Origin of the sequence: Streptomyces sp. V4I8 (genome assembly GCF_041261225.1) — a bacterium.
Classification (GTDB): domain Bacteria; phylum Actinomycetota; class Actinomycetes; order Streptomycetales; family Streptomycetaceae; genus Streptomyces.
In genome coordinates this window covers 7,591,166-7,617,329 of record NZ_JBGCCN010000001.1, presented here as the reverse complement: position 1 = coordinate 7,617,329, position 26,164 = coordinate 7,591,166, and the positions used below count along the sequence as shown (strand labels likewise).

25 protein-coding genes and 1 riboswitch are annotated in these 26,164 nt (G+C 71.1%); of the genes, 7 read left to right on the top strand and 18 right to left on the bottom strand.

Translation table 11 applies throughout. The annotated features are described in order from the left end of the window. Positions 1–119: 119 nt before the first annotated feature. From ABIE67_RS34630 to ABIE67_RS34620, 3 genes are read right to left on the bottom strand one after another with little or no spacing between them, the layout of a single operon-like run. Complete coding sequence (locus ABIE67_RS34630; RefSeq protein WP_370265340.1) at positions 120–881, bottom strand: DUF3710 domain-containing protein; 762 nt, start codon at positions 879–881, stop codon at positions 120–122. A 1-nt stretch (position 882) separates the two neighbouring features. Further along, positions 883–1,434, bottom strand: a complete 552-nt coding sequence (gene dut, locus ABIE67_RS34625; RefSeq protein WP_370265339.1) for a dUTP diphosphatase — start codon at positions 1,432–1,434, stop codon at positions 883–885. After that, positions 1,431–2,015: a PaaI family thioesterase gene (locus ABIE67_RS34620; RefSeq protein WP_370265337.1), complete on the bottom strand. Its 585-nt coding sequence runs from the start codon at positions 2,013–2,015 to the stop codon at positions 1,431–1,433. The genes dut and ABIE67_RS34620 overlap by 4 nt, the downstream gene beginning before the upstream one ends. A 58-nt stretch (positions 2,016–2,073) precedes the next feature. Between ABIE67_RS34620 and ABIE67_RS34615 the strand changes: the two genes are divergently transcribed. Next, a complete protein-coding gene (locus tag ABIE67_RS34615; RefSeq protein ID WP_370265335.1) occupies positions 2,074–2,535 on the top strand; it encodes a DUF3093 domain-containing protein in 462 nt (153 codons plus the stop codon). An 83-nt stretch (positions 2,536–2,618) separates the two neighbouring features. On the opposite strand, the gene ABIE67_RS34610 is transcribed toward ABIE67_RS34615, so the two are convergent. From ABIE67_RS34610 to ABIE67_RS34595, 4 genes are all read right to left on the bottom strand, one after another. Continuing rightward, entirely contained in the window at positions 2,619–3,560 is a 942-nt protein-coding gene (locus ABIE67_RS34610; RefSeq protein WP_370265334.1) for a hypothetical protein, read from the bottom strand. Positions 3,561–3,573: 13 nt separating this feature from the next. Continuing rightward, positions 3,574–3,870, bottom strand: coding sequence for a DUF4193 domain-containing protein (locus tag ABIE67_RS34605; RefSeq protein ID WP_005481602.1), 297 nt, complete (start codon positions 3,868–3,870; stop codon positions 3,574–3,576). Positions 3,871–4,275: 405 nt separating this feature from the next. Then, complete coding sequence (locus ABIE67_RS34600) at positions 4,276–5,529, bottom strand: sensor histidine kinase (protein WP_370265327.1); 1,254 nt, start codon at positions 5,527–5,529, stop codon at positions 4,276–4,278. Positions 5,530–5,535: 6 nt separating this feature from the next. Then, positions 5,536–6,189: a response regulator transcription factor gene (locus tag ABIE67_RS34595; protein ID WP_007385219.1), complete on the bottom strand. Its 654-nt coding sequence runs from the start codon at positions 6,187–6,189 to the stop codon at positions 5,536–5,538. Positions 6,190–6,606: 417 nt separating this feature from the next. Between ABIE67_RS34595 and ABIE67_RS34590 the strand changes: the two genes are divergently transcribed. Beyond that, entirely contained in the window at positions 6,607–6,780 is a 174-nt protein-coding gene (locus ABIE67_RS34590) for a hypothetical protein (RefSeq protein ID WP_199830304.1), read from the top strand. An 81-nt stretch (positions 6,781–6,861) separates the two neighbouring features. Here the strand turns inward: ABIE67_RS34590 and ABIE67_RS34585 are convergent, their stop codons facing one another. Beyond that, complete coding sequence (locus tag ABIE67_RS34585; RefSeq protein WP_370265326.1) at positions 6,862–7,686, bottom strand: inositol monophosphatase family protein; 825 nt, start codon at positions 7,684–7,686, stop codon at positions 6,862–6,864. Positions 7,687–7,694: 8 nt separating this feature from the next. Next, positions 7,695–8,822: a ferrochelatase gene (locus ABIE67_RS34580; protein WP_370265324.1), complete on the bottom strand. Its 1,128-nt coding sequence runs from the start codon at positions 8,820–8,822 to the stop codon at positions 7,695–7,697. A gap of 225 nt (positions 8,823–9,047) precedes the next feature. Here ABIE67_RS34580 and ABIE67_RS34575 point away from each other — a divergent pair, with 225 nt between their 5' ends. The 3 genes from ABIE67_RS34575 to sepH all read left to right on the top strand — a co-directional run bounded on the left by ABIE67_RS34575 (position 9,048) and on the right by sepH (position 13,047). Beyond that, positions 9,048–10,286: an MFS transporter gene (locus tag ABIE67_RS34575; protein ID WP_370265322.1), complete on the top strand. Its 1,239-nt coding sequence runs from the start codon at positions 9,048–9,050 to the stop codon at positions 10,284–10,286. After that, on the top strand, positions 10,246–11,565 hold the full coding sequence (locus ABIE67_RS34570; protein ID WP_370265319.1) for a D-arabinono-1,4-lactone oxidase: 1,320 nt from the start codon (positions 10,246–10,248) through the stop codon (positions 11,563–11,565). Before ABIE67_RS34575 ends, ABIE67_RS34570 begins: the two co-directional genes overlap by 41 nt. A 438-nt stretch (positions 11,566–12,003) precedes the next feature. Beyond that, entirely contained in the window at positions 12,004–13,047 is a 1,044-nt protein-coding gene (gene sepH / locus ABIE67_RS34565; protein WP_370265317.1) for a septation protein SepH, read from the top strand. A 107-nt stretch (positions 13,048–13,154) separates the two neighbouring features. Here the strand turns inward: sepH and ABIE67_RS34560 are convergent, their stop codons facing one another. Beyond that, the gene (locus ABIE67_RS34560; protein ID WP_370265315.1) at positions 13,155–14,003 is read right to left on the bottom strand and encodes a sulfurtransferase; all 849 of its coding nucleotides are present in this window, start codon (positions 14,001–14,003) and stop codon (positions 13,155–13,157) included. A gap of 296 nt (positions 14,004–14,299) precedes the next feature. On the opposite strand from ABIE67_RS34560, the gene ABIE67_RS34555 reads away from it, so the two are divergent. Continuing rightward, positions 14,300–15,103 (top strand): VOC family protein, encoded by an 804-nt coding sequence (locus ABIE67_RS34555; RefSeq protein ID WP_370265313.1) that lies wholly within the window; start codon positions 14,300–14,302, stop codon positions 15,101–15,103. A gap of 36 nt (positions 15,104–15,139) precedes the next feature. Here the strand turns inward: ABIE67_RS34555 and ABIE67_RS34550 are convergent, their stop codons facing one another. From ABIE67_RS34550 to ABIE67_RS34535, 4 genes are read right to left on the bottom strand one after another with little or no spacing between them, the layout of a single operon-like run. Then, a complete protein-coding gene (locus tag ABIE67_RS34550) occupies positions 15,140–15,787 on the bottom strand; it encodes a thymidine kinase (protein ID WP_370265312.1) in 648 nt (215 codons plus the stop codon). A gap of 46 nt (positions 15,788–15,833) precedes the next feature. Then, positions 15,834–17,027, bottom strand: coding sequence for an alkaline phosphatase family protein (locus tag ABIE67_RS34545; protein WP_370265310.1), 1,194 nt, complete (start codon positions 17,025–17,027; stop codon positions 15,834–15,836). After that, a complete protein-coding gene (locus ABIE67_RS34540) occupies positions 17,027–17,614 on the bottom strand; it encodes a DUF5998 family protein (protein ID WP_370265308.1) in 588 nt (195 codons plus the stop codon). Before ABIE67_RS34540 ends, ABIE67_RS34545 begins: the two co-directional genes overlap by 1 nt. Positions 17,615–17,666: 52 nt before the next feature. Beyond that, positions 17,667–20,513, bottom strand: a complete 2,847-nt coding sequence (locus ABIE67_RS34535; protein ID WP_370265306.1) for a GNAT family N-acetyltransferase — start codon at positions 20,511–20,513, stop codon at positions 17,667–17,669. A 178-nt stretch (positions 20,514–20,691) separates the two neighbouring features. Here ABIE67_RS34535 and ABIE67_RS34530 point away from each other — a divergent pair, with 178 nt between their 5' ends. Beyond that, positions 20,692–20,973 carry an HPr family phosphocarrier protein gene (locus tag ABIE67_RS34530; protein WP_016432192.1) on the top strand — a complete coding sequence of 94 codons (282 nt, stop codon included), beginning with the start codon at positions 20,692–20,694 and terminating at the stop codon, positions 20,971–20,973. 232 nt (positions 20,974–21,205) lie between these two features. On the opposite strand, the gene ABIE67_RS34525 is transcribed toward ABIE67_RS34530, so the two are convergent. The 4 genes from ABIE67_RS34525 to ABIE67_RS34510 all read right to left on the bottom strand — a co-directional run bounded on the left by ABIE67_RS34525 (position 21,206) and on the right by ABIE67_RS34510 (position 26,062). Beyond that, positions 21,206–21,901 (bottom strand): GntR family transcriptional regulator, encoded by a 696-nt coding sequence (locus tag ABIE67_RS34525; protein ID WP_370265304.1) that lies wholly within the window; start codon positions 21,899–21,901, stop codon positions 21,206–21,208. A 242-nt stretch (positions 21,902–22,143) separates the two neighbouring features. Then, positions 22,144–22,929, bottom strand: coding sequence for a M23 family metallopeptidase (locus ABIE67_RS34520; RefSeq protein ID WP_370265302.1), 786 nt, complete (start codon positions 22,927–22,929; stop codon positions 22,144–22,146). A gap of 12 nt (positions 22,930–22,941) precedes the next feature. Next, positions 22,942–23,106, bottom strand: a riboswitch (cyclic di-AMP (ydaO/yuaA leader). 215 nt (positions 23,107–23,321) lie between these two features. Then, entirely contained in the window at positions 23,322–24,710 is a 1,389-nt protein-coding gene (locus tag ABIE67_RS34515; protein WP_370265300.1) for a M16 family metallopeptidase, read from the bottom strand. After that, positions 24,707–26,062 carry a M16 family metallopeptidase gene (locus ABIE67_RS34510; RefSeq protein ID WP_370265299.1) on the bottom strand — a complete coding sequence of 452 codons (1,356 nt, stop codon included), beginning with the start codon at positions 26,060–26,062 and terminating at the stop codon, positions 24,707–24,709. The genes ABIE67_RS34515 and ABIE67_RS34510 overlap by 4 nt, the downstream gene beginning before the upstream one ends. Positions 26,063–26,164: the final 102 nt, after the last annotated feature.

Genomic DNA, 26,164 nt, shown 5'->3' with positions numbered 1-26,164 from the left:
CGTTGGGCGGAGACGGTAGGTACAGACCAATGCGCCGTCAAGAGTTCACGCACCAAGAGTTCACGCACGAGAAAGGGCCGCATCCCGTACGGCATGCGGCCCTGCTGTTTCTACGTTGCTCAGCGAACCTCGGTGATCTCCGGCCCGCGCTGGAGCTGGCCCATGCCGCCGGAGAAGCGCGATCCGGCCTCCTCCTGCTGGACGCCCTCGGGGACCATCTGAGCGTCGTTGGGCAGCTTCAGGACGATCGGGTCACGGGGGGCCATCGGGCCTTCGCCGCGGACCACGACCGTGTCCCGGAAGATCTGCTCGAGCAGACCGGCCGCCTGCGGCTGCACGGCACCCTGGCCCGAGATCACACCGCGCAGGAACCAGCGGGGGCCGTCCACACCGACGAACCGCACGACCTGGAAACCACCCGTGCCGTCCGGCAGCTGCACCGGCACCTGGGCCCGCAACTCCCAGCCGAGCGGGCCCTCGACCTCGTCGATGATGCCACCCTGCTGGGTGATGCCGGAGCCGATCTCCTCGCGTACCTCGCCCCAGATGCCCTCGCGCTTGGGCGCGGCGAAGGCCTGCAACTGGATGGCGCTGTCGCGCAGCACGACGGTCGCCGCGACGATCGCGTCGCCCGCGACCTCCACCCGCAGCTCCATGCCGTCGACACCCGGCACCAAGAGGCCGCCCAGGTCCACCCGGCCCTCGCCGGGCTCGCGGACCTCGGTGCTGTCCCAGGGCCCGTCGGGCCGCGGTTCCGGTTCGAGCCTCACGCGCTCGCGCTCACCGTCGTCGTCCGCCTCAGTGTCGACACTGTCGACGACCTGCTCGGGCTCGCCGGCCGCGTCCTCGGCGGCACCCTTCTTCTTGCGACGTCCGAACACGTCACTGTCCTTCCCGGTCGGATACGACCGAAGCGTATCGATTCCCACCCGTTGCGCCGCCATCGGCGGCCTCACCGCTTGTATCGCTTGTGCCGCCCACCGCGGCATGGCCGCCGGTGGACCCGAAGCCCCCCGCGGCCCGTGCCGAATCGGGAAGCTCCGCGACCTCCTGGAAGCGGACCCTCTCGACCTGTTGGACCACCAGTTGGGCGATCCGGTCGAAGCGCTCGAACCGCACGGGCTCGTGCGGGTCGAGATTCACCACGATCACCTTGATCTCCCCACGGTACCCGGCATCAACCGTCCCCGGGGCATTCACGAGGGCGACACCTAGGCGGGCGGCGAGACCGGAGCGGGGGTGCACGAAAGCCGCGTACCCCTCCGGAAGGGCGACAGACACCCCGGTGGGCAGTACGGCCCGCTCCCCCGGCTTCAGTTCGCGGCTCTCGGTGGTGCGCAGATCGGCTCCCGCGTCACCGGGGTGCGCGTACGCGGGCAGCGGTACGTCGGGGTCGACGCGCCGGATCAGCACGTCCAGGGGGTCACGGCTCACGGGTTCACCTCGAAGGCACGGGCACGCCGGGCCTGGTCCGGGTCGTTCATGGCGGCCCTGATCTCCTCCGGGCGGCCGTTGTCGATGAAGTGGTCGACCTTCACCTCGATGAAGAGCGCGTCGGCGCGGACGGCGACGGGCCCGTCGGGGCCGCCGATCCGCCCGGTGGCGGTGGAGTAGATCTTGCGGCCCGCCACCGCCGTCACCTCGGCCTCCAGATACAGGACCGTGCCCACCGGAACGGGCCGTACGAAGTCGGTCTCCAGCCGTCCGGTCACGGCGATCGTCCGCAGCAGCCAGTTGAGCGAGCCGAGGGTCTCGTCGAGGGCGGTCGCGAGCACACCGCCGTGCGCCAGGCCGGGCGCGCCCTGATGAGCGGGCTGCACGGTGAACTCGGCCGTGATGCTGACGCCGTCCCCGGCCCGCGCCTCCAGGTGCAGCCCGTGGGCCTGCTCGCCACCGCAGCCGAAACACTCGCCGTAGTGCGCGCCGAGAAGCTCACCGGGCGCGGGAGCATCGGGGTGACGGGCCGGTTTCACGGCGTCGGCGGGCGGCTTGAGAGCTGCTGAAGTACCACTCACAGCCGCAGACCTTACCCGCGCGTCGGTAGCGGTCGGACACCGTGCCAAGCTTGGCTCCATGCAGCTCTCCGCCGCCCCGTACGAAGAACGACTGACGGCCCCCCGCTCCTGGTGGCTGATCTCGTTTCTGGTCGGGGTCTCCCTGGCCCTGATCCTTCTGCCGTTCGGCACGCTGCCCATGCTCGGCGGCCTGGCCGGCGGCACCGCCGCGGCGGCCGTCATGGCCAGCTCGTACGGCTCGCTGCGCATCCGCGTGGTGGGCGGTTCACTGATCGCGGGCGAGGCGAAGATCCCGGTGCGGGCCCTGGGCGAGGCGCATGTCCTCGACCCCGAGGAGGCGCGCGCCTGGCGCACCCACAAGGCCGACACCCGCGCCTTCCTCCTGCTGCGCGCCTACATCCCCACGGCTCTGCGCGTGGAGGTCACCGACCCCGAGGACCCGACTCCGTACCTGTACCTGTCGACCCGTGAGCCGGAGCGCCTGGCGGAGGCGATCAGGGCGGCGAAGGCCTCCGTCTAGCACACCAGAGCGGGCCTTCACCGGCCTGGTCAAGGCTCGCTCTCCCGGTGGCAAAACTTCTCCGGGGTCACACCGGATGCCCCTCAGCGGCCGGGCTTCTTCCAGCCGCCTCCGAGCTTCCCGCGCCCCAGATCCCGCGCGATGTCGCCCATCTCCAGCGGTTGCGCCGGGCGTTCCAGGGGCGGCAGTTGCGGCAACTCGTCCCAGGGCACCTGGACCTTGCGCAGGTCCGCCCGAATGCGTGCCGCGAGTTTCTTGGTGTCCCGGCGGTTCATGACCGCGCCCACGGCGGCGCCCACCATGAAGGGCATGAGGTTCGGCAGGTTCCGGACCATGCGCTTCATGATCTGCTGACGCAGCTCGCGCTTCATCTGCCCACCGAGAGCGGCATTGATCGTCGCCGGCTTCATCGGGTCGATGCCGCGCTCCTCGGACCACGAGGTCAGATACGCGGTGCTGCGGTCCTTGAGATTGCCGGGCGGACGGACGCCGTATACCTCGTGCAGCTCGGCGATCAGTTTCAGCTCGATCACGGCCACACCGGTGACCTCGGCGGCCAGCTCCGTCGGCATCGCGGGCGGCACGGGCAGCATCGCCGCCGCTCCGACTCCCGCGCCGACCGTCGAGGTCGCGTTCGCCGCGCCCGCCACGAGCTTGTCGGCGAGTTGCTCGGGCCCGAGACCCGGGAACTGCCGACGCAGCGCCGCGAGGTCCCGTACGGGGATACGCGGGGCGTTCTCGATGATCCGGTCCGCGAGGTACGCGAGGCCGGCTCTGGCGCGGCTGCCGCCCTTACGGACGCCTTCCCGGGCCTTCTCCCGGATGACCGCGGCTCTCCGCCTGGCGACGGGCGCGGGAACGTCCACCGGCGCCGGGAGGTCAGCCCCGGACACGGGTTCGAGCGAGGCCCCCGTACTGGATGAGCCTCGCTCGTCGTCACGCGCGCCGTACGGGCCGTCGGACGGCCCTTCGTCCGCTCCCGACTCTCGGGAACGGCGCTTCCAAGGAGGGGTCGAGCCAGTCATGCCCGACCCGACCTCAGTCGCAGTCGCGGCAGATCGGCTGACCGTTCTTCTCCCGGGCCAGCTGGCTCCGGTGGTGCACCAGGAAGCAACTCATGCAGGTGAATTCGTCCTGCTGCTTCGGCAGCACCCGGACGGCCAACTCCTCATTGGAGAGGTCCGCGCCGGGCAGCTCCAGGCCTTCGGCGGCCTCGAACTCGTCGACGTCCACGGCGGACGTCGACTTGTCGTTCCGCCTGGCCTTCAGCTCTTCAAGGCTGTCCGAGTCGACGTCGTCGTCGGTCTTGCGTGGGGTGTCGTAATCCGTTGCCATGTCGCTCTCCCCCTCTGGGTGTCTGCGGTGTCTCCAGCGCACGTAACGCGTGAGAGGCCGGACTTGTGCCCGACCCGAGGCGGAGATTTTGCCTCACATCAAGGTCTGTTACTCAATCGACACCCAACCGGACTCCTCAAGAGTGATCGGCTTGGATGGCGAACGGGACCGTACACGGTCCTAATGCCGCAGTTCAAAGGCGTCTCACCGTGTACTTCCCGTGATCAAGACCCTCGAAAACCCGGATTTTCCCGGCTTTCCGACAGGTTCCATGACCACGGAGAGTAGATGGCCGGAAAACCGCCCTTGTGATCGATCACACACGAGGCCGTCCGTCGAGTGCCCAGAAAATTCCGCGCAAAGCGAACATCCCCGTGTACCTGCCGAGTGTCGGCGCACATGATCTCAGATCGGCATGGTGACCCGCATCACGAGCCCTCCCCCCTCGCGCGGTTGTGCCGAGATATGCCCGCCGTGCGCCCGCGCCACGGACCGCACGATGGACAACCCCAGGCCTACACCCTTGTCACTGCCCGTACGTTCCGTGCGCAACCGCCGGAACGGCTCGAACAGATTATCGATCTCATACGCCGGCACCACCGGCCCGGTGTTCGAGACGATCAGGACCGCCTGTCCGTGCTGGACCTCGGTGGTGACCTCCACCCAGCCGCCCTCCGGGACGTTGTACCGCACGGCGTTCTGGACGAGGTTCAGCGCGATCCGCTCCAACAGGACGCCGTTGCCCTGGACGACGGCGGGCTTCTGCTCGCCGCGGATCACCACGCCCTTGGCCTCCGCCTCCGCGTGCACCTGGTCGACGGCCTGCTCGGCCACCTCCGCGAGGTCCACCGGCTTGCGCTCGATGATCTGGTTGTCGCTGCGGGCGAGCAGCAGCAGGCCCTCGACCAGCTGCTCGCTGCGCTCGTTGGTGGCCAGCAGTGTCTTGCCGAGCTGCTGGAGCTCCATCGGCGCCTGCGGGTCCGACAGGTGCACTTCGAGGAGCGTGCGGTTGATCGCGAGCGGGGTGCGCAGCTCGTGCGAGGCGTTGCCGACGAAGCGCTGCTGGGCGGTGAAGGCCCGCTGCAACCGCTCCAGCATCTCGTCGAAGGTGTCGGCCAGTTCCTTGAGCTCGTCGTCCGGGCCGTCCAGTTCGATACGGCGGGACAGGTCCGAGCCCGCCACCGCGCGCGCGGTCCGGGTGATCCGGCCCAGCGGCGACAGGACACGTCCGGCCATGGCGTAGCCGAACGCGAAGGCGATGATGGCGAGGCCGAGAAGGGCCAGCAGGGAGCGGCTGAGGAGGTCGTCCAGGGCGATCTGGCGCTGCTGGTCGATACAGGAGCTGATCGCGGAGTTGAACTGGTTGAGCGTCAGGCCCTTCGCGTTGTTGACCCCGGGACAGTCGTTGCTGGCGACCCTGATGTCGTCGGCCGCGCTCACGATCTTGAACGGCGGCTGGTTTCCCGTACTGATGGCCTGCGCGGCCAGCAGATAGATGATCGACAGCAGCAGGATGCCGGCGATCAGGAACATGCCGCCGTACAGCAGCGTGAGCCGTATCCGGATGGTGGGGCGCAGCCACGGGAAGGAGGGCTCCGCTCTGCGGGGGTCCCATGTGGGTTTCGGGGGCGCCTGCGGAGGCGCGGGTGTCGCGGCCATGGGGCATCAGATCCGGTAGCCGGAACCGGGCACGGTGACGATCACCGGCGGCTCCCCGAGCTTGCGTCGCAGCGTCATGACGGTCACCCGCACCACATTCGTGAACGGGTCGGTGTTCTCGTCCCAGGCCTTCTCCAGCAGCTGCTCGGCCGAGACGACCGCGCCCTCGCTGCGCATCAGCACCTCCAGGACGGCGAACTCCTTCGGGGCCAGCTGCACCTCCTTGCCGTCGCGGAAGACCTCGCGGCGGTTGGGGTCGAGCTTGATGCCGGCGCGCTCCAGGACGGGCGGCAGCGGCACGCTCGTACGGCGTCCGAGGGCACGCACGCGTGCCGTCAGCTCGCTGAAGGCGAAGGGCTTGGGGAGATAGTCGTCGGCGCCGATCTCCAGCCCTTCGACACGGTCGCTGACGTCGCCGGAGGCCGTGAGCATCAGCACGCGCGTCGGCATGCCGAGTTCGACGATCTTGCGGCAGACGTCGTCGCCGTGCACCAGCGGGAGGTCGCGGTCGAGGACGACCACGTCGTAGTCGTTGACGCCGATGCGCTCCAGGGCGGCCGCACCGTCGTACACGACGTCGACGGCCATGGCCTCCCGGCGCAGTCCGGTGGCCACCGCATCGGCGAGCAGTTGCTCGTCCTCGACGACGAGTACGCGCACGTCGCTTGTCCTTCCTGTGTCCACCCGCGTAGCGCTTGTCCTCGCCGACGGGCAGGGTCCTTGGTTGGGGTCTGGCCTCCATCCTGCCCTTTTCGGTCATAAGTCGGCGGTAAGAGGGGTGAGCGGGCCATGAAGGACAGGTGTGAAGCCCGGGAATGCGAGATTTTCTCTTCCGGTTGAGGTTTCCGTGGAAGAGAGCGGGGGGAGGACGGCATGTACACCCCGCGATCACGCTCTGCTTGTACCGCAGCACCAAGCGGTACGAGGCAATCCGCTTTCCGCAGAGCGGGTGTGGGTGTCCGGCACCGTCGCCGCCCGGCCTGGGCAGCGCTGGGCATCTACTGGAGACGTGATCGCCCCTTCCGAACGGCACACCCCCGTGCCACCGACCCACGACCCAGGACGAGGGGGCGCAGCATGGACGCATTCACCGCAGGACTTCTGCAGCGCATAAGGGCGACCGAGTCCGACCTGACGCGGGCTCTTGACGACGGCGACGACTTCCTCGTCGAGGTGGAGCAGGGCGAGCTCGACGACCTGCGCCGCCTCGCCGCCGAGCACGGTGTGGAAGTCGGCGCGTCCAGCGTCTGACGAGCGCGCAGACCAACAGCAGGCCCCCGGCGAATCCAGCGCCGGGGGCCTGCTGCCGCGAGAGAGCCGTAGGGGCGCGCGTCAGTCGTGCCAGGCCCCGAACTCCTCCAACAGCCGCTGGAGCGGCTCGAAAACCCCCGGCGTCGCCGCCACCGCCAGATCGCGCGAGGGCCGCTCCCCGGGCCGCCCACCGGTCAGCGCACCCGCCTCCCGTGCGATCAGGTCCCCCGCTGCCACGTCCCAGGCGTTGAGCCCGCGCTCGTAGTAGCCGTCCAGGCGGCCCGCCGCCAGGTCGCACAAGTCGATCGCGGCCGAGCCGCCTCGTCGGATGTCGCGCAGGAGGGGGATCAGCCGCTGGGCGACGTCGGCCTGGTGGGTGCGGACCTCGGTGACGTAGTTGAAGCCGGTCGAGACCAGGGCCTGCTCCAGAGGGGCCGTGGGACGGCAGCTGAGCCTGCGCTCGCCCTCCCACGCTCCCGTGGCCCAGGCGCCGCCCCCGCGGACCGCGTGGTACGTCTCGCCGCGCATCGGGGCGGCCACGACGCCGACGACCGTCTCCCCGTCCAGCTCGGCGGCGATGGAGACGGACCAGGTGGGCAGTCCGTAGAGGTAGTTGACCGTGCCGTCCAGGGGGTCGATCACCCAGCGGACGCCGCTCGTGCCCTCGGTGGAGGCGCCCTCCTCGCCCAGGAAGCCGTCGTCCGGGCGGTGTTCGGAGATCAGGGTGGTGATCAGCTTCTCCGCCGCGATGTCCATCTCGGTGACCACGTCGATCGGGCTCGACTTGGTCGCCGCCACGGCGAGGTCGGCCGGACGGCCGTCACGCAGCAGCTCGCCCGCGCGGAGGGCGGCCTGCTGCGCCAGTTCGAGCAGTTCCGAGTGCAGCGGGTCGAGTACGTCGGTCACGGGGCTCCTCACGCGTAGGGACTGTCGGCACCCGCCGCGGCGGGCCTGGGCGCGCGGGCCGGGCAGCAGCCCACCGGGCAGAGGTTGTGGCTCGCGCCGAGCCCGCCGAGGACGCAGGGCGTGACCTCTTGCGCGCGCTCCACGGCGGCACGCTCCAGGACGAGGTCGCGGATCGCGGCGGCGAACCGCGGGTCGTCGCCGACGGTGGCCGAGCGGCGCATCGGCAGACCCAGCTCCTCGGCCTTGGCCTTGGCCTCCGTGTCGAGGTCGTAGAGGACCTCCATATGGTCGGAGACGAAGCCGATGGGCGAGATCACCACCGCCGGAACGCCTGCCTCGTGGCGCTCCTCGAGGTGGTCGCAGATGTCGGGCTCCAGCCACGGGATGTGCGGGGCGCCGGACCGGGACTGGTACACGAGCTGCCAGGGGTGGTCGACGCCGGTGCGCTCGCGTACGGCGTCGGCGATCAGCCGGGCCACGTCCAGGTGCTGCGCGACGTACGCGCCGCCCTCGCCGTGGTCCTCGACGGGGCCGGAGGTGTCGGCGGACGCGTTCGGGATCGAGTGGGTCGAGAACGCGAGGTGGGCGCCGTCCCGGACGTCCTCGGGGAGGTCGGCGAGGGACTCGATGACACCGTCGACCATCGGCTCCAGGAAGCCGGGGTGGTTGAAGTAGTGCCGCAGCTTGTCGACCCTCGGCAGCTCCAGGCCCTCGGCCTCCAGGGCGGCGAGCGAGTCGGCGAGGTTCTCGCGGTACTGGCGGCAGCCCGAGTAGGAGGCGTAGGCGCTGGTGGCCAGGACGAGGATGCGGCGGCGGCCGTCGGCGACCATTTCGCGCAGGGTGTCCGTCAGGTACGGCGCCCAGTTGCGGTTGCCCCAGTAGATCGGCAGATCCAGGCCGTGCTCGGCGAAGTCCTTGCGGAGGGCGTCCAGCAGGGCGCGGTTCTGGTCGTTGATGGGGCTGACGCCGCCGAACAGGAAGTAGTGCTCGCCGACTTCCTTCAGGCGTTCCTTGGGGATGCCCCGCCCCCGGGTGACGTTCTCCAGGAACGGGATCACGTCGTCCGGGCCCTCGGGGCCCCCGAAGGAGAGCAGGAGCAGGGCGTCGTAGGGGGTGGCATCGCGCACGTCTGGCATGGATCGATCCTGTCATCCGGTACTGACAGCCGGGAAACGGTGGGGTGACCACCCGGGTTCCCGATGCGTCCGGCCTGGTGCATCAGGGTCACCTAACTCGTAAGCTGTACCGGCCATCCACACGCCTTACGAGCGCCCCTCACGCCCCACCGCGCCACCTCACGCATTGCCGAGCCGCCCCGAGCCCCCCGCAGCCCCGCTGCTTCCGCCTGACCGGAGACCCCCGTGCCGAGCCCCTACCGCGCCCTGTTCGCCGCCCCTGGCACCAAGGGCTTCTCCGCCGCGGGCCTCCTCGGCCGGATGCCGCTGTCGATGATGGGCATCGGCGTGGTCACGATGATCTCCCAGCTGACCGGGCGGTACGGCCTCGCCGGCGCCCTGTCGGCCACGATCGCGCTCGCCGCGGCGGTGGCGGGTCCGCAGGTCTCACGGCTGGTCGACCAGTACGGGCAGCGCCGGGTGCTCCGGCCGGCGACGCTGATCTCGCTCGTGGGAGGCGGCCTGCTGCTGTTCGCCGCGCACTACGGGTGGCCGGACTGGGTGTTGTTCGTGGCCTGCGTCGGCATCGGCTGCGTGCCCAGCGTCGGGGCGATGGTCCGCGCCCGCTGGGCCGCGCTGTACCGGGGGACGCCCCAGCTGCACACGGCGTACTCCTTCGAGTCCGTGATCGACGAGGTGTGCTTCATCTTCGGGCCGATCATCTCCATCGGCCTGTCCACGGCATGGTTCCCGGAGGCCGGACCGCTGCTCGCCGGCTGCTTCCTGGCGGTCGGCGTCTTCTGGCTGACCGCACAGCGGGCCACCGAGCCGGCACCGCATCCGCGTGAGAAGCAGGGCGGCGGCTCGGCCCTGCGCGCCCCGGGACTGCAGGTCCTGGTGGCCACCTTCGTGGCGACCGGAGCGATCTTCGGGGCCGTCGACGTGGTCACGGTGGCCTTCGCGGACGAGCAGGGCCACAAGAGCGCCGCGAGCGTGGTCCTCGCGCTGTACGCGGCGGGCTCCTGCGCGGCGGGCCTGGTCTTCGGGCTGCTGCGCTTCCAGGGGGCGCCCGAACCTCGCTGGCTGCTGGGCATATGCGCGATGGCCGTGAGTATGATCCCCCTCCTACTGGTCGGAAACTTGCCGCTTCTGGCCGTGGCGCTGTTCGTTGCGGGCATGGCCGTCGCTCCCACGATGATCACCACTATGTCCCTGATCGAAGAGCACGTACCACGCGCGCAACTGACCGAGGGCATGACCTGGGTGAGCACCGGGCTCGCGGTCGGCGTCGCGCTCGGCTCCGCCGCGGCCGGCTGGGTGATCGACGCCGCCGGAGCGGAAGCCGGGTACGGGGTTCCGGCGGTGTCCGGAGCCGTCGCGGTCGCGGTGGGTTTCCTGGGGTACCGCCGGCTCAGCAGGCCGGCTCCACGTCGGGGAGGCACCGTTGAGCAGCACACCGAGCGGCAGGAACGGCACGTGGCGTAACTGGGGCGGCAATGTCGCCGCTCGCCCCGCGCGGGAGGTCACTCCGGCCTCCGTCGAGGAGCTGTCCGCGGCGATACGCCGGGCCGCCGAGGACGGCCTGAAGGTGAAGGCGGTCGGCAGCGGGCATTCGTTCACGTCCATTGCCGCGACCGACGGTGTGTTGATCCGCCCTCAACTGTTGACGGGCATACGTGACATCGACCGCGATGCCATGACGGTCACGGTCGAGGCCGGCACCCCGCTCAAGAGACTCAACATGGCCCTGGCGCGCGAGGGTCTGTCGCTCGCGAACATGGGCGACATCATGGAGCAGACCGTCTCCGGCGCCACGAGCACCGGCACCCACGGCACGGGCCGCGAGTCGGCCTCGATCGCCGCCCAGATCAAGGGCCTGGAGCTGGTCACCGCCGACGGCTCGGTGCTCACCTGCTCCGAGAAGGAGAATCCGGAGGTGTTCGCGGCCGCCCGTATCGGCCTCGGCGCCCTGGGCATCGTCACCGCGATCACCTTCGCCGTGGAGCCGATCTTCCTGCTCTCCGCGCGCGAGGAGCCGATGCCGTTCGGCAGGGTCCTGGCGGACTTCGACGAACTGTGGGCGGAGAACGAGCACTTCGAGTTCTACTGGTTCCCGCACACCGGCAACACCAACACCAAGCGCAACAACCGCAGCGCCGGCCCGGAGAAGCCGGTGTCGCAGCTGCAGGGCTGGTTCGAGGACGAGTTCCTCTCCAACGGCGTCTTCCAGGTCGCCCAGTGGGTCGGCCGCGCGGTGCCCGCCACGATCCCCGCGATCGCCCAGGTCTCCAGCAAGGCGCTGTCCGCGCGGACGTACACCGACATCCCGTACAAGGTCTTCACATCGCCGCGCCGGGTGCGTTTCGTGGAGATGGAGTACGCCGTTCCGCGCGAGGCCGTCGTCGAGGCGCTGCGCGAGCTGAAGGCCATGGTCGACCGCTCCGGCCTCAGGGTCAGTTTCCCGGTCGAGGTGCGCACCGCCCCGGCCGACGACATCACCCTCTCCACCGCCTCGGGCCGCGACAGCGCGTACATCGCCGTCCATATGGTCAAGGGCACCCCGTTCCAGCGGTACTTCACCGCCGCCGAGCGGATCTTCACCGCGCACGAGGGGCGGCCGCACTGGGGCAAGCTGCACACGCGGGACGCCGAGTACTTCGCCCAGGTGTACCCGCGCTTCGGTGAGTTCACGGCGCTGCGGGACCGGCTGGATCCCGACCGCCGGTTCCAGAACGACTACCTGCGGCGGGTGTTGGGGGCGTAGCCGACGCGTCACGCCCGACACGGCGGACGGGCGAGATCCATTGGTTCCGTTTCTGCGGATCGGGTGAAGTACGCCACGTTCAAGATCCGAAAACCGCTCAACCGACGGCCGAGTCATGCTTCTTGCCTGAATTTGGGCGGCGCGCCAATCCACGCACGTGGCCCAAATGGAGTACTGTTGCGAGCCCTGGGTCCGGTCTCCCGCCTGGGTGTCCGTGGCCTTCAAGGACCGCCGGGAGGGGGCTAGTTGCACAGGGTGACGGAGTTGGTCACTTAGCGTTGCGAATAGGTAACCGTGCCATAACGGCGATCCAGGGCCCGTGCCCGACACGCCGGGCAACTCGGCAAGGTTGTGGCAGGCTGCACCCGGGCAGGCCACACTCGACTAGCGGAAGCAGCGACGCACGTGACGTCGGCAGGCACCACCCGGGAGGTCCCCATGCCCGAACTGCGTGTCGTGGCCGTCTCCAATGACGGCACACGGCTGGTGCTGAAGGCTGCCGACGCGACGGAGTACACCCTTCCGATCGACGAACGCCTGCGCGCCGCCGTGCGCGGCGACCGTCCCCGCCTCGGCCAGATCGAGATCGAGGTGGAGAGCCATCTCCGCCCCCGTGACATCCAGGCGCGTATACGAGCTGGTGCGACCGCGGAAGAGGTCGCCCAACTCGCCGGCATCCCCGTCGACCGCGTACGGCGCTTCGAGGGCCCCGTGCTCGCCGAGCGCGCCTTCATGGCCGAACGGGCCCGCAAGACTCCCGTCCGCCGGCCCGGCGAGAACGCCGCAGGTCCCCAGCTCGGCGAGGCCGTCCAGGAGCGGCTGCTGCTGCGCGGCGCCGACAAGGACACCGTGCAGTGGGACTCGTGGCGCCGCGACGACGGCACCTGGGAAGTGCTGCTGGTCTACATGGTGGCGGGCGAACCGCACTCGGCGAGCTGGACGTACGACCCGCCCCGGCGGCTCGTACAGGCCGTCGACGAGGAGGCGCGCTCGCTGATCGGCGAGTCCGAGGACCTCGCCGCGCCGGAGCCCAGCTTCCCGTTCGTGCCGCGGATCGCCCGGCTTCCGCGCGACCGCGGCATGGACCGTGCCCTCGAGACCGCGCGGCCGAGTCTGCCGGCCGCCGCCTCCGAACCCGTCGAGGAGACCACCGAGGAACGGGACTCGCTGACCAGCCTGCTGGAGGCGGTGCCCAGCTTCCGCGGTGACCTGGTGGTCCCGGAGCGTCCGTCGGAGCCGGACCCGGAGGAACCCTCCGCCGAACCGGCCACGGAGGAGCCTCCCGCCCCCGCCGCCTCGGCCGGCGCCGGTTCCGCCTACGCGGACGTCCTCATGCCCCGCTCCGTCGGCAGCCACCGTGACCGCCTCATCGGCGCCACGGACCGCCAGGCCGAAGCGGACGGCGTCCGCCCCGGCCGCCGGGCCGCCGTCCCCAGCTGGGACGAGATCGTGTTCGGGACGCGCAGGAAGAAGCAGGAGTAGGCAAGCAGGAGCAGGTAGGCAGGAGTAGTCGGTCGTACGGCTGTGGACGCGGCCGTACGAGGACGAGGGCCGCGTCGGTTGCGACGCGGCCCTCGTGCTGCGCCCGCCTACTGCGGATCCGGCCCCACGGCCACCGGGCGGGACGGATCCGACGACCACTCCGACCACGACCCGACGTACAGCGACGCCGGAATCCGCGCGACCGCCAGCGCCAGCACCTGGTGGGCGGCGGAGACGCCCGAACCGCAGTACACGCCGATCTCCGTGCCCTCGGACGCCCCCAGTGCCTTGAAGCGCGCCGCGAGTTCCTCGGCGGGCAGGAAGCGGCCGTCGGCGCCGACGTTCTCGGTCGTGGGCGCGGAGACGGCGCCCGGAATGTGGCCGCCGACCGGGTCGATCGGCTCGACCTCTCCGCGGTACCGCTCCCCCGCCCGCGCGTCGAGCAGTACACCGGAGCGGGCGAGCGCCGCGGCGCCGTCGGCGTCGAGCAGCCCCGCCCCCGGCTCGGGCTCGAAGTCTCCCTCCGCCGGCGTCGGTACGGACGTCTCCAGCGGTCCCTCCCAGGTGGGCAACCCGCCGTCGAGGACCCGCACGTCGGGGTGACCCGTCCAGCGCAGTAGCCACCACGCCCGGGCCGCGGCCCAGCCCTGCCCGCCGTCGTACACGACCACCGGCGTCCCGGACGACACGCCCGACCGGCGCATCGCCGCACCGAATTCGGCCAAGTCCGGCAACGGGTGGCGCCCGTGCGCACCGGGCGCGGAGGCCAGTTCCCGGTCAAGATCGACGTAGACCGCGCCGGGGACATGTCCGGCCTCGTACGCGGCCCGGCCGTCGAACGGCGGCTCACCGGCCGACTTGGCCAGGCTCAGCTGCCAGCGGACGTCGAGGAGCACCGGCGGGTTCTCGCCCGTCAGTTCGCTCGCGAGTTCGGATGCGGAGATGATGGCGTTCATGGTCACCATCCTTGCGCACGGGGTGGCCGCATCGTCGACGTCCGGCTACTCTGCCCGCCGGACAGGTCCGATCACGAGGCGTACGGGATCAGACACATGCTGTACAGCTGACGGACATCCACCGGCAATCGCACGGAGACCGGCCGTAAATCGCACACCGGGCATCCTCCGGGCACCCGCCGTCGTGCGGCGGCGTGCCCGCAGCGCGCGCGGCCACGGGTGGTGCGAGCATCGGCACGGGGGTCCGGACAGCGGAAGCGACGCGGCCACCGCGAGGGGCCGAGGAGAGAGTGACGATGACCGAGGCACGGGGGTCGGCCGGCCCGAACGGCGAGACGCACGCTCGGCACACGCCCGGCACGCCCTGCTGGGTGAGTCTGATGGTGCACGGGCTGGCCGCGACCCAGGAGTTCTACGGGGCGCTGTTCGGCTGGGAGTTCCAGCCCGGCCCCCAGCAGCTCGGCCCCTATGTGCGGGCCCTGCTCGACGGCCGTGAGGTGGCCGGCATCGGCCAGCTGCCGCCCGACCGCCACCTCCCCATCGCCTGGACGCCCTACCTCGCGTCGAACGACGCGGACCTGACCGCCGACACGGTACGGCTGTGCGGCGGCACGGTCGGCGTGGGCCCGCTGGACGCCGCCGAAGCCGGCCGGTTGGCGATCTGCTCCGACCCCTCCGGCGCCGTCTTCGGCATCTGGCAGAGTGCGGCGCACGGCGGCACGGCCATCACGGGCGTGCCCGGCACCCCGGCCTGGAACGAGCTGCTGACCTTCGAGTCGGTGAACGTCGCCAAGTTCTACGAGAGCGTGTTCGCCTACGAGGAGGAGCCGGTGGTCTCCGCCGACTTCGACTACGTCACCCTGCACATCGACGGCCGCCCCGTCGCCGGCATCCACGGCGTCGGCACGGCCCTCCCCCGCGACCGGGGGCCGCACTGGATGACGTACTTCGAAGTCGCCGACACGGACGGGGCCGTGGACCGGGTCGTCGACCTCGGTGGCCATGTCCTCGGACCGGCCCACGACAGCGTCCACGGCCGCGTGGCGACGGTGGCGGACCCGGAGGGGGCGCGGTTCTCCCTGATCCAGAACCCGCGCTGACGGAGCCCCGGAGAGATGCCGGTTGTCGGCCGAGGCTCAGACCGGCTGCACCGGCAGGACGTCCGGGGAGAGCGCCGCCGCCCGTGCGCTGGACGCCGTCATACGGCGTCGGTGATGGCGGCGGCACAGGACCTCGTAGCCGACGGCGTCCGCCTGGTTGACGTCGCCGACGACCACCTGGGCGCCTTCGACGACCATCTCGCCGCCTATCGTGCGGGCGTTGTGGGTGGCGCGGGCGCCGCACCAGCACAGGGCCTCGACCTGGAGGACCTCGACCCGGTCGGCCAGCTCCACCAGGCGCTGCGAGCCCGGGAACAGCTTGGAGCGGAAGTCGGTCGTGATGCCGAAGGCGTAGACGTCGATGCTCAGGTCGTCGACCACACGGGCGAGTTGGTCTATCTGCTCCGGCACGAGGAACTGGGCCTCGTCGGCGATGACGTAGTCCGCGCGCCCGCCCTGGGAGAGATGGTCGACAAGGTACGCGTACAGGTCCTGGCCGTCGCCGACCTCCACCGCGTCCGTGACCAGGCCGAGCCGGGAGGACAGCTTGCCCTCGCCCGCACGGTCGTCGCGGGTGAAGATCATGCCCTGCAGACCACGCGCCGAACGGTTGTGCTCGATCTGGAGAGCCAGCGTCGACTTCCCGCAGTCCATCGTTCCGGAGAAGAACACCAGCTCGGGCATGTTGAGTTGAGCACCTTTCGGCAACGTGGAGGACTGGCGGGAATCTTCAGGAGCGTACTTCGAGCAGGGGGACCAACTGCTCGGCGGGGGTCATCGAACCGTGGTTGCCGACCATCGCCGACTCCTTCGGCTCCCGCTCGGACGCGATGATCAGGACGTCGTCCCGCGCGGCCGCGACCACGTCGCCGATACGGTCGTACACCCGCTCGTCGATCCGCGGCCCGAACCAGCCCGCCGCGATCGCCTCGTCCCGGGAGGCCACCCAGAACTGCTCGCCGAGCACCTCGCGCCAGCAGGTCAGTACGTCGTTCGCGGCGCCCGGCACCGCGTAGACGTGCCGCGCCCGGCCCTCACCGCCCAGCAGGGCGACGCCGGCGCGCAGCTCCCAGTCCTCGTCGAAGTCGATGCGGTGCTCTTCGTCGAAGGGCACGTCGATCATGCCGTGGTCGGCGGTGACGTAGAGCGCGCTGCGCGGCGGCAGCTGCTCGGCCAGGCGCTGGACGAGCCGGTCGACGTACATGAGCTGGCCGCGCCAGGTGTCCGAGTCGACGCCGTAGCGGTGGCCGGCGCCGTCGAGCTCGGCGTAGTACGTGTAGACCAAGGCGCGGTCGGCCGCGGCCAGTTGCCCGGCCGCGAGGTCCATACGGTCCTCGCCGGTCAGCCGCCCGAGGAACGTTCCGCCACTGAGCGCGACCTTGGTGAGCGGGGTGTTCTGGAAGGTGGGCGACGACACCTGGGCCGCGTGCACACCCGCCTGCTGCGCAAGCTGGAAGACGGTGGGGTACGGCTGCCAGACGCGCGGTGCCGTCCACGGGTTCCAGCGCAGCTGGTTCATCAGCTCGCCGGTCTCGGGGTTGCGCACGGTGTATCCGGGCAGGCCGTGCGCGCCCGGCGGCAGGCCGGTGCCGACGGAGGCGAGGGAGGTCGCGGTGGTCGCCGGGTAGCCGGCGGTGATCGGGCGTCCGGTGCCGCCGCGCGAGCTGCTCAGGAGGGAGGTCATGAACGGCGCGTCCTCGGGATGCGCCTTGAGCTGCTCCCAGCCGAGGCCGTCGATCAGGAACACGCAGTTGCGGTCGGCGGCGGTCAGCTCGGGGATCGCGGCGGTCATCTCCGGTACGGCCATGCCCGCGGCCAGCGTGGGCAGCAGGTCGGCGAGGGAGCCGCTGCCGTACTCGGGGACGGGCGCGGAGTGGACGGCGAGGGGTTCCGGGTGGGAGTCCCAGGTGGTGAGCTGCGCCATCAGTGAGCGGGGTCCGCGGTCGCCTCGGAGAGCGCCTGTGCGAAGGCGAGGGCCTGGCGGACCGTCTCCGGGCCGTCGCCGGCCTCGCTGACCCGCAGGCTGAGGTCGTCCGCCGTCGAGCTGCCCGTGTAGCCGTGGTCCGCCTCGCAGTTGGGGTCGCCGCAGGCGGCGGGCTCCAGGTCGATGCGGGAGACGGCGCCCCACCCGATGGTCAGCACGACCTCGCGGGGCGGCGTGCCCGGCTTGTACTGCTCGGGGTTGGCGACGACACGGCTGACGACGACCGACGAGATCCGGCCGATCTTCACCGACTCGGTCGACGTGGTGGCGTACGGCGTCGGGGAGGTGGTGTCGGCGGCCTGCTCGTCGGTGTGGCTGACGATGAAGCGGTTGCCGGTGAGGACGAGCACGGTCACATGCCGGCGCACCTCGTTCTGGTCGAACGTCGTCTCCTGGTGGACCAGGTACGACCGGATGGGCTCGCCGCCCACAGCGGCCTCCACCGCCTCGGCCACGAGGGCCGGGTAGTAGCCGCTGCGCTCGATCGCCGCACGCAGCCCCTGGGTCGTCGTACTGGTCTTGGCCATGACGCCCATCCTACGGTGGCGCACTGACTGCGAGGCACCGCTCAGGGTGGTCTCAGTACGTGGGCAGGGTCCTCGGCCCGAGGTCGTCGCGGGCGGGCGGCGGGGCGAGGCGTACGGAGGCGCCGAGCACGCTCAGACCGTGGGTGGCGACGACGACCGGCTCCAGGGTGACCGCGACGACCTCCGGGTGGTCGTCGACCAGTCGCGACACCCGCAGCAGCAGCTCCTCCAGGGCAGGGGTGTCCACGGGCGTGGAGCCGCGCCAGCCGAACAGGAGCGGTGCCGTTCGGATCGAGCGGATGATCGAGGTCGCCTCGCGGTCGGTGACCGGGATGAGCCGGTGGGCCATGTCCCCGAGCAACTGCGAGGCGGCTCCGGCCAGCCCGAAGGACAGCACGGCACCGGCCGCCGGGTCGATCACGGCCCGTACGACGGTGTCGACGCCGCGTGGCGCCATGCTCTGCACGACCGGGCGCAGCTCCTCCGGCTTGCCGAACAGCTCGGTCAACTCGGCGTACGCCCGCCGCAGTTGCTCCTCGTCCGCGAGATCGAGCCGCACTCCGCCGAGGTCGGCGCGGTGCCGCAGGTGGGGGGCGGTGGCCTTGAGGGCGACGGGGTAGCCGAGGGTGTGGGCGGCGTCCGCGGCGTCGTCGGGGGTGGTCGCGTGCAGGGCGCGATGCACATGGACGCCGTACTTGCCGAGCAGGTCGGCGGTCTCGTCGGTGCCGAGCGTGAGGCCCTGCCCGCGCGCGAGGAGCCCGCCGATCAGCCGGGCGGCACCCTTCTCGTCGATGTCCTCGTACTCCGGCACCCGGCCCGGGTCGGCCGCGTCGCGTCGCCACTGGGAGTATTTGACGGCTTCGGCGAGGGCGCGGACCGCGCGTTCGGCGGCGGGGTAGGCGGGGATGAGGCGGGGGGCGTTCTCCGGGGTCTTCGATGGTCCGGGCGGGGGGTCGGCCGGGAAGTCCAGGGGGCGGAAGGGGTGGGCGCGGCCCGCGAGGCCGGGCGCCTTCGTGACCGCCTGTGGGGCGGTGCTCGCCGCGGCCGACAGTGCCTCCGCGAGCCCTCCGAGCTCCACGTGCACCACCAGCACCGGCTTCCCCGGCACCCGCTCGGCCGCCGACCGCAGCGCCTGAGCCAGCTCCGCGTCGGCGGTCGTGGCGTCCCCGATCGCCGGGATGGCGGTGACGACGACCGCGTCGCACGTCTCGTCGGCCAACGCGCGCGACAACGCCTCGTGGAAGTCGGCCGCCGACGCCCCCGTCGTCAGATCCAGCGGCGGCAACGGCCGCAGCCCCTCGGAGAGACAGGCGTCGTAGGTCAGCAGTCCCAGTGACTCGGAGTTCCCGAGGATCGCCACCCGCGGTCCGGTCGGCAGTGGCTGGCGTGCGAGCAGCAGCCCGGCGTCCACCAGTTCGGTGATCGTGTCCACCCGGATCACGCCGGCCTGCCGCAGCAGCGCGGACACCGTGGCGTGCGGCAGCCTCGTGGCCCGGACGGCGTGCCCCTGGGGTGCCGCGCCGCCGTGCCGCGCGCCCTGCACCACGACCAACGGCTTCGCCGCCGCCGTACGCCGGGCGAGGCGGGTGAACTTGCGCGGGTTGCCGATGGACTCCAGGTACATCAGGGCGACGTCGGTGTCCGGGTCGTCGTACCAGTACTGAAGGACGTCGTTGCCGGACACGTCGGCCCGGTTGCCGGACGAGACCAGGGTCGACACTCCTGTGACCCCGGTCACGCCGCCACCGCGTCGGTGCAGCCTGGACAGCAGGGCGATCCCGATCGCGCCGGACTGGGCGAACAGCCCGATCCGGCCCGGACGGGGCATCTCGGGCGCCAGTGAGGCGTTCAGCCGGACATCGGCGGAGGTGTTGATGATCCCGAAGGCGTTCGGTCCGATGATGCGCATGCCGTACGCGCGCGCGTGCCGGACGAGTTCGCGCTGCCGCTCCCGCCCGTCGGGACCGCTCTCGGCGTACCCGGCGGAGAGCACGACCAGGCCCTGCACACCGTGCTCGCCGCAGTCGGTGACCACTTCGGGGACGTACTCGGCGGGTACGGCGACCACCGCGAGATCGACCTGCTCCTCGATGTCCCGCATCGAGCGGTGCGCGGGCACCCCGTCGAGTTCCTTGAGATCCTCCGGGAACGCCCTGTTCACCGCGTACAGCCGTCCCGTGAAGCCGGCGTCCCTGATGTTGCCGAAAACACTGCGGCCCACCCCGCCGGGGGTGCGGCCGACGCCGATGACGGCGACCGAGCCGGGTACCAGCAGCCGCCGCACGGACCGGGCCTCGGCGCGCTGCTCGCGCGCGTACTGCACGGCGAGCGAGCGGTCCGTCGGCTCCAGGTCGAACTCCAGGCGTACGACGCCGTCCTCGAAGCTGCGCTTCTGGGTGTACCCGGCGTCCGTGAACACCTTGATCATCTTGGAGTTGGCGGGCAGCACCTCGGCGGCGAAGCGGCGGATATCGCGCTCGCGGGCGACGGCGCCGATGTGTTCCAGCAGCGCGGAGGCGACGCCGCGCCCCTGGTGGGCGTCCTGGACGAGGAAGGCGACCTCGGCCTCGTCGGCGGGTGCGGACGCGGGCATTCCGTCGGCGCCGATCCGGTCGTAGCGTACGGTGGCGATGAACTCGCCGCCCACTGTGGCCGCGAGTCCCACCCGGTCCACAAAGTCGTGGTGCGTGAAGCGGTGGACGTCCTTTGCGGACAGTCGCGGGTAGGGCGCGAAGAAGCGGTAGTACTTCGACTCGTCCGAGACCTGCTCGTAGAAGCTGACCAGGCGCTCGGCGTCATCAACGGTGATGGGGCGGATGCGCGCGGTGCCGCCGTCGCGCAGCACCACGTCGGCTTCCCAGTGGGCGGGGTACTCGTGCCGGTCCGAGGCGCTCTGCATGGGGCCCAGAGTACGGCTCGCGTACGACAACGGCGCGAGGCAGTCTGTGGAGGACGTATGTCGGGTCGAGGCCGCGACCCGACGGCCACCTCGAGAGGGACGTTTTGTCCCTCCCGGCATGCTTCACGGGTGTGGGAAACTGGTCTAGACAACCCTGAACACCGAAGGGCAGCATCACATGGCTGAGCGCCGCGTCAACGTCGGCTGGGCCGAGGGCCTTCACGCCCGCCCCGCTTCCATCTTCGTCCGGGCCGCCACGGCCGCAGGTATCCCGGTGACGATCGCCAAGGCCGACGGCAACCCCGTCAACGCGGCCTCCATGCTGGCCGTTCTGGGCCTCGGCGCCCAGGGCGGCGAGGAGATCGTCCTCGCCTCCGACGCCGAGGGTGCGGACGCCGCCCTCGACCGTCTGGCGAAGCTGGTCTCCGAGGGCCTCGAGGAGCTGCCCGAGACGGTCTGAAGGACCTGAGCGGGACTCCGTAGCAAGCGGTGAAGCCGCGTCCGCCTTTCCGGCGGGCGCGGCTTCGGTGTTGTCCGCGGGCGCGGATCGCGGCTTTCGGGCAGGCGACTGCATTCTCGGGCGGGCCGCCGCGCTTTCCGGGCAACAGCCACGGGAATTGTCGGTGCACCTGAAAAAGGGCAGCAGGAATTACCCGCCACCGAATATCTTCTCTTTGTATACGGCGCCCGTGTTAATGTCGCAGGCTCGGCATGTTTACGGGATGTTGCGAATTCCTCACACGCTCGGCGCGATCACCGCCGGAGCCGAACCGCAGCCGGTGCGCGGAGATCGCGCGCTCGGAGTGCAGTGCCGTGATCGCGCGAGCGCGTTCGCCGTCACCGCGCGCCACCGCGTCCACGATCGCGCCGTGCTCGGTCCAGGACTCCACGGGGCTGACCGGCGCCTCCACGGTGTACATCCAGGCGATCTTGTGGCGCAGCTGGGTCAGCATCGAGGCCAGCGCGGGGCTGCCGGAGGCTTGGGCCAGCGTCTCGTGGAACCAGCCGCCCAGCGAGCGCAGATCCTCGCTGTTTCCCCTCCTGGCCCGTTCCTGGCCCAGCCTGACCAGGCCGCGCAGGACCTTCAGATGGGCCTCGGTGCGCCGCTGGGCGGCCCGGGAGGCGCCGAGCGGCTCCAGGAGCATGCGCATCTCCAGCAGGTCGGCGGCCTCCCGCTCGGTCGGCTCGGCGACGCACGCGCCCGCGTGCCGCCGGGTCACCACGAAGCCCTCCGCCTCCAGGGTGCGCAGGGCCTCCCGCACGGGGACGCGGGAGACGCCGTAGCGGCGCGCGAGGAGTTCCTCGGTGAGCCGGCCGCCGCGCTCGTAGACGCCGGCGACGATGTCGTCCCGGATCGCGGTGCATACCGAGTGCGCCGGAATACGCATGACCGACCTCCGCCTTAATCCCCGTGAAACGTCGAAGAATGACGTGTGTCCTGTGACTCTATTGCAACCGGCCGGAATTTCCGACGGCAGGTCGGAATCCATGGATATTTTTTGGACAGCCGATCGTCCGGGAAACGCCGAAAGCCCCGGCTCGGGGAGCCGGGGCTTCGGGAAGGCGGGCCTCAGGGAGGCGGGGTCTCGGGGAGCGCGGTGGGGACGCGTGGAGACGTCAGGTGGAAACGTCAGACGTTCACGCCGTGCGAGCGGAGGTAGGCGACGGGGTCGATGTCGGAGCCGTACTCGGCGGTCGTCCGGGCCTCGAAGTGCAGATGCGGTCCGGTGACGTTGCCGGTGGCGCCGGACAGGCCGATCTGCTGGCCGGGGGTGACGGTCTGGCCCACCGAGACGCCTATGGACGACAGGTGGCCGTACTGGGTGTACGTACCGTCATTCATCTTGATCACGATGTTGTTGCCGTACGACCCACCCCAGCCGGCCTCCACGACGGTGCCGGAGCCGACCGCGTGGACGGAGGTGCCGCTGGCGGCGTGGAAGTCGATGCCCGTGTGGCTGCCGGAGGACCAGACGGCGCCGCCGGCCTTGTAGCCCGTGGAGACGTACGAGCCGGAGATCGGGGCGACGTAGGACAGCAGGCGCTTGCGCTCGGCCTCGCGGGCGGCGCGCTCCTTGGCCTCGCGCTCCTGCTTGGCCTTCTCGGCCGCCTTCTTGCGCGCGGCCTCCTCGGCGGCCTTCTTCCGGGCCTCGGCCTCCTGGGCGGCCTGCTTCTGGGCGGCGGCCTGGGCGTCGATCTGATCGGCGAGCGTGTCGTCGACGGTGATGACGGGGATGAGGCCGGTCTGCTCGACGGCGGGTTCGGCGGCGAGCGCCGGGGCGGCCAGGGTGCCTATGACGCCGGTCGCGGTGAGAGCGGCGACGCCCGCCGCGCGGGCGGTGGTGCTCTGGATCCGGCTGGGTCGACGATGCTTCCCGGTGGGACGCTTCTTCCCGGTGGCGCAGGTGAACGCCATGTAGTGGCTGGTCCTTTCCTTCCCTCTCGCCTACCGGGTTAGCTGACGGGTTCGGAGCAGGAAGGTCTCCTACGGACCCCCTCGCGGCTGCGCGGGCGTCCGATTCACCCCAGGGACTACGGGTGGGTCCCCGGCTCCCCTGGCTCGCGCCGTACGGGGACTCGGCGATGGCTGTCCGGTGCCGCGGGCGCGGCGCACTGCCTGACGGACAGCCCGGAAGACGCTAAGCGGCACGACTTTCAATCCCCAAACGGATCGCGGCTTTTGTAGCGCATCCCACAGGTCAGACGGGCAACCTTTCCCTCAATTCGGGCATAAAGGGGCCCTGGTGGCTTGGAAGTCACCAGGGCCCCTTGCGCGCGCGTGCCGTCGCCCGGCGCGGTGTCCGCCTTCTACTCGGCTGTCACGACGGAGACTTCGCCGATGCCGAGAGCCTCGACGGGCTCCCGGATCTCGGCCGCGTCGCCGACCAGGATCGTCACCAGACGGTCCACCGGGAAGGCGCTCACGGCGGCCGCGGTGGCCTCGACGGTGCCGGTCGCGGCGAGCTGCTGGTACAGCTTCGCCTGGTAGTCGTCGGGCAGGTGCTGCTCGACCTGGTCGGCCAGCGTGTTCGCCACCGAGGCGGCCGTCTCGTACTTCAGCGGGGCCACCCCGACGAGGTTCTGCACGGCGAAGTCCCGCTCGGCGTCGGTGAGCCCCTCGCCGGCCACCCCGCGCAGGACTTTCCAGAGGTCGTCCAGCGCCGGACCGGTGTTCGGGGTGTCGACGGAGCCGCTGATGGCGAGCATCGCCGCGCCCGTGCCGTCGGGAGCGGAGCGCATGACCTGCCCGAACGCGCGCACACCGTAGGTGTAGCCCTTCTCCTCGCGCAGGACCTTGTCCAGGCGGGAGGTGAGGGTGCCGCCGAGGCAGTACGTGCCGAGCACCTGCGCGGGCCACACGCGGTCGTGCCGGTCCGGCCCGATACGGCCGATCAGCAGCTGCGTCTGCACGGCGCCGGGGCGGTCCACGATGACCACGCGCCCGGTGTCGTCCGCGGTCACCGGCGGGACCGGGCGGGGCTGGGCCGGGGAGCCGGTCCAGGCGCCCAGGGTGTCGCCGAGCAGGGCGTCGAGGTCGACGCCGGTGAGGTCGCCGACGACCACGACGGTCGAGGTGGCGGGGCGCACGAGCCGCTCGTAGAAGGCACGTACGGCCGCGGAGTCGATGCCGGCGACCGTGTCCTCGGTGCCCTGACGCGGGCGCGACATGCGCGAGGTCGCCGGGAACAGCTGCTTGGAGAGCTCCTTCGCGGCGCGGCGCGAGGGGTTGGCCAGCTCGTGCGGGATCTCGTCGAGCCGGTTGCGCACCAGGCGCTCGACCTCGCCGTCGTCGAACGCGGGAGCCCTGAGGGCGTCGGCGAGCAGCCCCAGCGCCTTCGGCAGCCGGGAGACGGGCACCTCGAGGCTGACGCGGATGCCGGGGTGGTCGGCGTACGAGTCGAGCGTGGCGCCGCAGCGCTCCAGCTCGGCGGCGAACTCCTCGGCGGTGTGCTTGTCGGTGCCCTCGGAGAAGGCGCGCGCCATGATCGTGGCGATGCCGTCCAGGCCCTTCGGCTCGGCGTCCAGGGGCGTGTCCAGGAGCACCTCGACGGCGACGACCTGCTGGCCGGGGCGGTGGCAGCGCAGGACCGTCAGGCCGTTGTCCAGCTCGCCGCGCTCGGGCGCCGGAAACGCCCAGGGTCGGGCCTCGCCGGCCCGGGGCTGCGGGTGGAACTCCATGCTGGCGAGCTCGGTCACTGCGCCGACTCCTCGTTCTCGTCGGTGGCGGGGGCTTCCGCGTCCTCGGCCTCGTCGGCGACCGGCTCGTACACGAGCACCGCGCGGTTGTCGGGACGCAGGCGGGCCTTGGCGACCGCCTGGACCTCCTCGGCGGTGACGGCGAGGACGCGCTGTACGGCGGTGAAGGCGAGCTGGGGGTCGCCGAACAGGACGGCGTACCGGCACAGTTCGTCGGCGCGGCCCGCCACGGTGCCGAGCCGGTCCAGCCACTCGCGCTCCAGCTGGGCCTGCGCGCGCTCCATCTCCTCCGCGGTCGGGCCGTCCGCCGCGAAGCGGGCGAGCTCCTCGTCGACGGCCGCCTCGATGACGGGGACCTCGACGTCACCGGAGGTCTTCACGTCCAGCCAGCCCAGGGAGGGCGCCCCGGCCAGGCGCAGCAGGCCGAACCCGGCCGCCACAGCCGTACGGTCGCGCCGGACGAGCCGGTTGTAGAGGCGGGAGGACTCGCCGCCGCCGAGGACGGTCAGCGCCAGGTCGGCCGCGTCGCACTCGCGCGTGCCGTCCGTCGGGAGCCGGTAGGCGGCCATCATCGCGCGCGCGGGAACGTTCTCCTCGACGACCTCGCGCAGCTGCTCGCCGATGATGTCGGGCAGTGAGCCGTCGCGCGGCTCGGGCTTGCCGTCGTGGCCCGGGATGGAGCCGAAGTACTTCTCTACCCAGGCGAGGGTCTGCTCCGGGTCGATGTCGCCGACGATGGACAGGACGGCGTTGTTGGGCGCGTAGTAGGTGCGGAAGAACGCGCGGGCGTCCTCCAGGCTGGCCGCGTCCAGGTCGGCCATCGAACCGATCGGCGTGTGGTGGTAGGGGTGTCCGTCCGGGTACGACAGGGCGGTCAGCTTCTCGAACGCCGTGCCATAGGGGACGTTGTCGTAGCGCTGGCGGCGCTCGTTCTTGACGACGTCCCGCTGGTTCTCCAGGCCTTCCTCGTCGAGCGCCACCAGGAGGCTGCCCATACGGTCGGCCTCCAGCCACAGCGCGAGCTCCAGCTGGTGGGCGGGCATGGTCTCGAAGTAGTTGGTGCGCTCGAAGCTGGTGGTGCCGTTCGGCGAGCCGCCCGCGCCCTGGACGAGCTCGAAGTGGCCCGTGCCCTTCACGCTGCTGGAGCCCTGGAACATCAGGTGCTCGAAGAGGTGGGCGAGTCCGGTACGGCCCTTGACCTCGTGGCGGGAGCCGACGTCGTACCAGAGGCAGACCGCGGCGACCGGCGTGAGGTGGTCCTCGGAGAGCACCACGCGCAGGCCGTTGGCCAGGCGGTGCTCCGTCGCGGTGAGGCCGCCGGATTGTGCCTCCGGTGTGGCCGTGTGACCCATGGGCAAGGTGTCCTTCCGGTCGCGTGCACTGCGTTGTGTCGAGCAGTTCGTGCTCAGTTCCTGCCACTGTATGCAGCGTCCGAGGGGTCGGCGAAGTTCCCG